Here is a 1,137-nt window from a genome sequence, read left to right as displayed (position 1 = left end):
TGTAACCGTCAAGTACTTTTGAGCAGATTCCGCTAAATAAGTTTCAACACCTATGAATTACCAAATATGGTTTCTCGGTGCTTGAGGCGGAAGCTATCTCCGCTTAGCTTTATCACTTCGCTCTTGTGCAAGATCCGGTCGAGAATAGCTGTCGTGATGGCCGGATCGCCTAGCAGCTCGCCCCAATCCTCTGGGCCCTTGTTCGAGGTTAGAATGATCGATGCTTGGCCATAGAGCTTGTTCACAAATTGAAAGAATAAATTCGACTCACTTTTCTCCATAGCCATAAACATGAGATCATCAATGATCACCAAATCGGAATTTAGGATACGCTTCATCCGGGTCTGCGATGTCCGTGCAATCTCCTGTGTCTTGAGCAGATGGATGAGGTTGTCCATGGCGACAAAGCTTACTCGATGCCCTCGCTCCAATGCTTCCATTCCCAGCCCCACAGAAAGGTGGGTTTTACCGACCCCGGGCGGGCCCAAAAGTATGAGATTGTACGTATGTTCGAGCCAAAGCAACTCCCGCAATTGCTCCATATGGCGCTTGCTGAGGGACTGCTGTTCTTCCAGTCGAAAGTCATCCAACGATTTCATGAAGGGAAACGCAGCCCACTTCATTCGTTTGGCCCGCTGCTTATCCTCCCGCCGCCGCAGCTCGTAACGTAGGAGATGATGCAAGAATTGCCCGTAACTCCATTCCTTAGATTGGGCATCCAATAGGCTCTCTTCGAGGACGTGTGCGGCCTCGGTCATGTTGAGCGTACTCATCCATTGCTTCAGTTCCCCAGTGGATACCGACATGCTTAACCACCTCCCAGGATGCGTTCATAGGTTTGGAAAGCCCGTATTTGGGGTTTGGCTTTCAATTTCGCATCGTCCACTTGGACAAGCATTTTTAACTCACTCTGAGTCGCCGATACAGCCTGGTGGCTTGCTTTTTCCATGTAGTGGTGTACCGCATTGGCGAAGTCAGCAGCACGATACAACTGGTGCTTTACGCAATAGGCCAGCGCTTGGTTAGCCGCCTTCTCAGTAACCTCTGACACGCTCTTTTCAATCGCCTGCAATTGATCTCGCATATACCGCGGCTTCCGCTTGTAAATCTCCTCGAGATAACCTTGAGCTACACTAG

At 50.0% G+C, this 1,137-nt stretch carries 1 protein-coding gene and 1 pseudogene; both read right to left on the bottom strand.

Translation table 11 applies throughout. From position 1 onward, the window contains the following. Nucleotides 1-50: 50 nt before the first annotated feature. The gene (gene istB, locus ACFPXP_RS08075; RefSeq protein ID WP_379893725.1) at nt 51-806 is read right to left on the bottom strand and encodes an IS21-like element helper ATPase IstB; all 756 of its coding nucleotides are present in this window, start codon (nt 804-806) and stop codon (nt 51-53) included. Nucleotides 807-808: 2 nt separating this feature from the next. Next, nucleotides 809-1,137: pseudogene (locus ACFPXP_RS08070) on the bottom strand (IS21 family transposase); the annotation flags it as partial.

This window comes from Marinicrinis lubricantis (assembly GCF_042658665.1).
GTDB lineage: Bacteria > Bacillota > Bacilli > Paenibacillales > KCTC-33676 > Marinicrinis > Marinicrinis lubricantis.
The sequence above is the reverse complement of the archived record's forward strand: the minus strand, read 5'-3'. Positions and strand labels throughout refer to the sequence as shown.